The organism is Streptoalloteichus tenebrarius (assembly GCF_024171885.1).
Classification (GTDB): domain Bacteria; phylum Actinomycetota; class Actinomycetes; order Mycobacteriales; family Pseudonocardiaceae; genus Streptoalloteichus; species Streptoalloteichus tenebrarius.
Genome location: NZ_JAMTCP010000084.1, coordinates 1 through 5,875, shown reverse-complemented (window position 1 = coordinate 5,875; position 5,875 = coordinate 1). Strand labels below are relative to the sequence as shown.

5 protein-coding genes are annotated in these 5,875 nt (G+C 75.3%); 2 read left to right on the top strand and 3 right to left on the bottom strand.

Going from position 1 to position 5,875, the window contains the following annotated elements; all coding sequences use genetic code 11:
- Window positions 1-425 precede the first annotated feature (425 nt).
- Genes LX15_RS31840 through LX15_RS31830 form a run of 3 tightly spaced genes read right to left on the bottom strand, consistent with a single transcriptional unit; the run spans window position 426 to window position 3,306 of the window.
- Entirely contained in the window at window positions 426-1,307 is an 882-nt protein-coding gene (locus tag LX15_RS31840) for an ABC transporter permease (protein WP_253674864.1), read from the bottom strand.
- Window positions 1,304-2,284, bottom strand: coding sequence for an ABC transporter ATP-binding protein (locus LX15_RS31835; RefSeq protein ID WP_372502836.1), 981 nt, complete (start codon window positions 2,282-2,284; stop codon window positions 1,304-1,306). The genes LX15_RS31840 and LX15_RS31835 overlap by 4 nt, the downstream gene beginning before the upstream one ends.
- Window positions 2,281-3,306: a LolA family protein gene (locus LX15_RS31830; RefSeq protein ID WP_253674862.1), complete on the bottom strand. Its 1,026-nt coding sequence runs from the start codon at window positions 3,304-3,306 to the stop codon at window positions 2,281-2,283. Before LX15_RS31830 ends, LX15_RS31835 begins: the two co-directional genes overlap by 4 nt.
- Before the next feature lie 134 nt (window positions 3,307-3,440).
- Here LX15_RS31830 and LX15_RS31825 point away from each other — a divergent pair, with 134 nt between their 5' ends.
- Together LX15_RS31825 and LX15_RS31820 are read left to right on the top strand one after the other, a co-directional pair.
- Entirely contained in the window at window positions 3,441-4,196 is a 756-nt protein-coding gene (locus LX15_RS31825; protein ID WP_253674860.1) for a response regulator transcription factor, read from the top strand.
- A complete protein-coding gene (locus tag LX15_RS31820) occupies window positions 4,193-5,542 on the top strand; it encodes a sensor histidine kinase (protein WP_253674858.1) in 1,350 nt (449 codons plus the stop codon). Before LX15_RS31825 ends, LX15_RS31820 begins: the two co-directional genes overlap by 4 nt.
- Window positions 5,543-5,875 lie beyond the last annotated feature (333 nt).

Genomic DNA, 5,875 nt, shown 5'->3' with positions numbered 1-5,875 from the left:
CGCTCCTGCCGGTGTGATCATCTACGGTGTCCATTGAGGACGGTTTGTGTCCACTAAGGACAGTGGGTGCTCGGGTGCTCCGGGCTGACGGGAGTGCGGCGCCGCTGATCGACCTCCCGCCTGGGGGTGGTGTCGGGGAGTGGGCCGTGGGTGCGTGTGCTGGCTGTGGCGGGGTGCCGGTTGTCAACCGGTCTCACTCTTTCCTGTTGTGTTTTCGCCTGATGGTGAGGCGAGTTATCCACAGGCTCTGAGGTTGTCCACATGCTGATCTTGGTGTGTGGCGGGGCTGGTGTGCCGGCGAATAGGCTGGACGCGGGGCTCGCCCCCCGGGCGGGTGGGGGCTGTACCGGGCGAGGCGGTGCCCGGGTGGTGGGAGCCCCCGCGGGGAGGAGGGCCGCCGACCCCCGCCGGCCACCGGACACGTCTCAACCCTCGCGGGTGGCCGTCCTGGCGACCGCGACCGAGAGCCCGATCAGGACATAGCAGCCCGCGCGGAGCAGGCCGGTGAGCAGGCCCTCGGTCGGCATCGGGTCGCGCAGCACGTCGGCGACGGAGATCCAGCCCTCGGTGAGCAGCACCGGGTGGAGCCAGTCCAGCGCGGACAACGACCGCAGCACGCCGAAGAGGATCAGACCCGCCATGCTCGCGGCCATCACGACGAGCGGGTGGTCGGTCGCGGCGGAGATCGCCAGCGCCACCGCGCCCACCGCCGCCATCTGCGCGGCCACCCAACCCGCGACCAGCGCGACCCGCAGCGTGGCCGTGCCCAGCGGCACCGTCGTGCCGGACAGCGTGACCAGGCCGTCGCCCCCGATGAGCACCATGCCGGTCAGCCACCCGGTCACCGCGACCAGCCCGGCGGCCAGCACCGCCACGACGAGCACGCCCACGGCCTTCACCATGACCAGCCGGACCCTGCCGACCGGGGCCAGCAGCAGCCCCCGCAACGTGCCGTGCGCGGCCTCCCCGGCCAACGCGTCCGCCGCCGCCATCGACACGACCAGCGGCATCAGCAGCACCATCGTGATCGACAGCGCCGCGACGGGGAGCACCAGCCCGTTGCCGGCCACCGCCGCGAGCAGCGACGGCCCGCCGCGTTCCGCCCCGCCGCCGGCCCTGATCCCGTCGGTCAGCGTCAGCGTGACGCCGATGGCCACCGGCACCAGCGCCAGCAACCCGAGCGCGACGAGGGTCCGCGGCCGGCGCAGCACCCACCGCAGCTCCGAGCGGATGAGTCGGAGTGTGCCGGCGCGCGGGACCGGCGGCCCCGCCGCCGGCTGCGCGGCCAGGTCGACCGTCGTCGTCATCGTTCGTCCTCCGTCAACCGCGCGAACAACTCCTCGAGGCCCGTCCGCCGCCGGCGGGCCTCGTGCACCGCGACCCCCGCCCTGACCAGGGTCGCCACCGCCGACGGCGCGTCCGTCCCGGTCAGCTCGACCAGCAGGCCGCCCGGCTCCGCCCTGGCCGCGACCCCGGCCGCGCGCAGCGCGTCCAGGCCGGCCTCCCGGTCCGGCGTGCTCACCTCCAGCGTGGGCGTGCCCGCGTCGAGGAGGTCGGCCAGCTCGCCCTGCGCCACCAGCGAGCCCCGGTTCATGACCGCGACGTGCGTGCAGGTGGCCTCGATCTCGCTGAGCAGGTGGGACGACACCACCACGGTGGTGCCCGCCGCGTGGAGCTGCGCGACCACCTGGCGCACCTCGCGGGTGCCGGCGGGGTCCAGTCCGTTCGTGGGCTCGTCCAGCACCACCATCCGACGCGGCACGAGCAGCGCGGCGGCCAGGCCGAGCCGCTGCTTCATGCCCAGCGAGTAGCCGCGGTACCGGCGGGTCGCCGCGTGGCCGAGCCCGACGCGCTCCAGCGCGTCGTCGACGGCGAGCCGGAGCTGCCGCTGCCCCGCGCGGCCCGGCAGCAGCGGCTCGGCCATCGCGCACCGCAGCAGGTTCTCCCTGCCCGACAGGAAGGGGTGGAAGCCCGGTCCCTCGACGAGGGCGCCGACGAAGGGCAGCACCTCGGCCGCCGCGTCGGGCATCGGACGGCCGAACACCTCCACGGTGCCGGCCGTCGGCGCGGTCAGGCCGAGCAGCATGCGGATCGTCGTGGTCTTGCCCGACCCGTTCGGCCCGAGCATGCCGAGCACCGCGCCCTCGGGCACCAGCAGGTCGACGCCGTCGACCGCGATCGTGTCGCCGTAGGCCTTGCGCAGCCCGGCGGTGCGGGCGGCGGGGGTGGGGGCGGCCTCGGCCGCCCCCACCCCGTGCCGCGCGGCCAGCGGGACGCTGGTCACCGGGCGCCTCCGAGGGCCTCGGCGAGCACCTGCTCGGGCACCGCGCCCAGCGCGGCCCTGCCCGACTCGGTCACCAGGGCCGAGCCGACACGCGTGCTGACCAGCCAGCCCCTGCCGTACGCGCCCTCGACGGGCTTGCCGACCTGCTTCACCAGCGCGAGCGGGTCCTGCCCGCCCTCGCCCTTCGGCAGGTCGACGACGACGGCGGTGTCCCAGCCGTCGCCGACGACCGTCGGCTTGCCGGCCTTCTTGGCGGACGGCCCGTCCACGTGCCGCTCGGCGTCCTTCACGGTCGCCCCGGCGGGTGGCTCGAACCGGAACAGCCCCGCGTCCTGCTGGCCCATGGTCAGCTCGGTGAACCCGGCCTGGAGCACCGGGTCGGACGACCCGTTGGCCAGGACGGTCACCCGCAGCGGGACGCGCTTCTCCGCGTCGACCGCGACCCGCACCTCGCGCAGCACGGTGCGCTCGCTCGGTGCGGGCGTGAGCACCAGCTCGTAGGCGTCGCGGTTGGCGACCCGCGCGGTGCCGTCCACGGCCACGGCGCTGGACGACCGGATGCGGCCGACCAACTCCCTGGCCATGGCCGACGGGTCAACCGTGCCTGGGACGCCCTGGGGCTCGGGATGCGAGGACCGGACGACGGTCCGGCTGGCGGAGTCCCACCGCCACACCGTCGACCCGTCGTGGACGATCGTCTGCTCGCCACCGGAGCTGGCGATCTGGACGCGGCCCCTGCCCTGGCCGTCCAGCCACACGCGGGCCTGGCCGCCGGCGAGCAGCGCCGTGCCCTCGGGCACGCCGGGGACGGCCGGCAGGCCGAGCGCGTTGTCGACCTTCACCGCGCCGCCCATCGCCGGCGGCTGGGCGCGCAGCACCGACTCGACGAGCTGCTCCGCGCCCACCGGTGGCAGCGAGGGCGCCGAGCTGGCGCTGGTCGGCAGCGCCAACAGCCCCAGACCGACCACCCCGGCGACCGTGCCAGCCGCGGCGGCGGTCAGCGTCGCCTTCCTGCGTTTCATGTGTGCCTCCCTCGTGAGCCGCTCGGTCGCGACCCGCCACCGACGATGGCCGCGCGTCGCTGAGAGGGCGCTGAGAACGCCCGGCGAGCTGAGAGACCGCTGAGAGCGCGGCGGTCCCCTCCGCGCGGCCCGGCATGCTGGGAGGCGTGGGACCACGGGTGCTCGTCGTCGACGACGAGGTCGGTGTGCGCAGGGCGCTGCGCAGGGGACTGACCGCCGAGGGGATGGAGGTGCTCACCGCGGCCGACGGGCACTCCGCGTTGCGGGCGGCGCTGACCGGCTCGTTCGACGTGGTGCTGCTCGACATCATGCTGCCGGGCCTGTCCGGCTACCGGGTGCTGGAGCGGATGCGCGCCGAGGGGGTGCACACGCCGGTGCTGCTGGTCTCGGCCAAGGACGGGGAGATCGACCAGGCCGACGGCCTCGACCTGGGCGCCGACGGGTACGTGGTGAAGCCGTTCTCGTTCGTGGTGCTGGTCGCCCAGGTGCGGGCGATGCTGCGCCGAGGGGCCTCGGCGGGCGCGGCCCGCCGACTGCGCCTGGGCGAGCTGGTGGTCGAGCGCGCGACCAGGGAGGTCACCGTCGCCGGACGCCCCGTGTCGTTGTCGCCGAGGGAGTACGCGGTGCTGGACGCGCTCGTCGGCCGCGCCGGCTCGGTGGTCACCAAGGACGAGTTGCTGCGCGCGGTGTGGGGCGACGAGCAGGCCGCGACGCGCAACGCGGTCGAGGTCTACGTCGGCTACCTGCGCCGCAAGTTGGACGCCGTGGGCGCGGGCCGCCTGGTGCGGACGGTGCGCGGGCACGGCTATCTGGCGTCGGACGAACCCGACGGGGACGAGAACCCCCAGGGGCCGGCCCGGGTGGCGGTCCCGCCCCCGGTGCGGGGATGAGGTCCCGCCTCCTGCGGCGGGTGCGGGACTGGTGGCACCGCCGCACCGTGCAGTTCCGCATCACCGCCGTGGCCACCGCGGTGGCCCTGGTCTTCTTCGTCCTGCTCGCCCGGCTGGGCGTGGGCCTGGTCGCCGACCTCATGCTCCGCACGGTCGACGACGACCTGCGGCAGGTGCTGAGCCCGGCGTCGGTGTCGGTGGCCAGGGGCGAGGCCCCGGAGGCCGCGCGACCCGGGGTCGTGGTCCGCGTGCTCGACACCGCCGGGCACCCGGCCGACGGCGGGCAGCCGGTCGGCCTGGACGGCGGGGAACTGCGGCGGCTCAAGGCGGGCGAGGCGACGTTCGACTACCACCGGCACTTCCCGTTCCGCTGGCTCGGCACGGTGGTGACCGCGCCGGACGGGACGCAGCGGCTCGTGGTCGCCGGCACCGACGTCACCGGGCTGATGCCGGTCCTCGGTCGCAGGATCGGCTGGCTGTGGGTGGGAGCGGCGGTGGGCGGCGGCGTGGTCGCCGTGACGACCTGGTTCGCGGTGCGGCGGTCCCTGCGGCCCGTGGAGCGGATGCGCCTGGCGGCGTTCACGTTGCCGAGCGGGGAGCGGCTGCCCGTACCGGAGCCGCGGGACGAGCTGCGCGCGCTGGCCGAGGCGCTCAACGCGATGCTCGCCCGCAGGGACGAGGCCAGCGAGCGGCTGCGCCGGTTCACCGGGGACGCCGCGCACGAGCTGCGGTCGCCGGTGGCGTCGATCCGGGCGCAGGCCGAGGTCGCGGTGGCCTACCCCGACCCCGAGTCCGCGCAGGAGGTGCTCAGGGACGTCGCCGAGGAGGCCGAGCGGTTGTCCCGCCTCGTCGACGACCTGCTCGCGCTGGCCAGGGCGGACGCCGGGCGGCTCCCGCCACTGGAGCGGGTCGACCTGGTGGCGGCCGTCGCCTCGGCGGCGCGTCGCGCCGAGTCACCCGACGGCCCGCCGGTGCGGACGGAGGCCCCGACCCCGGCCGCCGTGCTGGCCGCGCCCACGGAGGTGGCGACCGTGCTGGACAACCTGGTGCGCAACGCGCGCCGTCACGCCCGCGCGCTGGTCAGGGTGTCCGTGCTGCCGGCGGGCCGGCAGGTGCGGCTGGTGGTGGACGACGACGGGCCGGGCGTCCCCGAGGAGCACCGGCGCCGGGTGTTCGACCGCTTCTACCGGGTGCAGGACGACCGCGCGCGGGAGAGCGGCGGCGCGGGCCTCGGGCTGGCCCTGGTGGCCGAGACGGTGCGCCGTCGCGGCGGGACCGTGTCGGTGGGGGACTCCCCGGAGGGCGGCGCCCGGTTCGAGGTCCGGTGGCCCGCCTCGCCGTGGTGAGGGACGGGCCAACCTCCCTCGCCCGGTACAGCCCCCACCCGCCCGGGGGGCGAGCCCCGCGTCCAGCCTATTCGCCGGCACACCAGCCCCGCCACACACCAAGATCAGCATGTGGACAACCTCAGAGCCTGTGGATAACTCGCCTCACCATCAGGCGAAAACACAACAGGAAAGAGTGAGACCGGTTGACAACCGGTACCCCGCCGCAGCCAGCACACGCACCCAGGCCGCATTTCCGTCAGGTGACGGAAATGCGGCGTCCTCGGGACCCTCCGATCCCGAGGACGTCGTCACATCACCAGGCGGTGATCAGCCGGTGAACTCGATGCACAT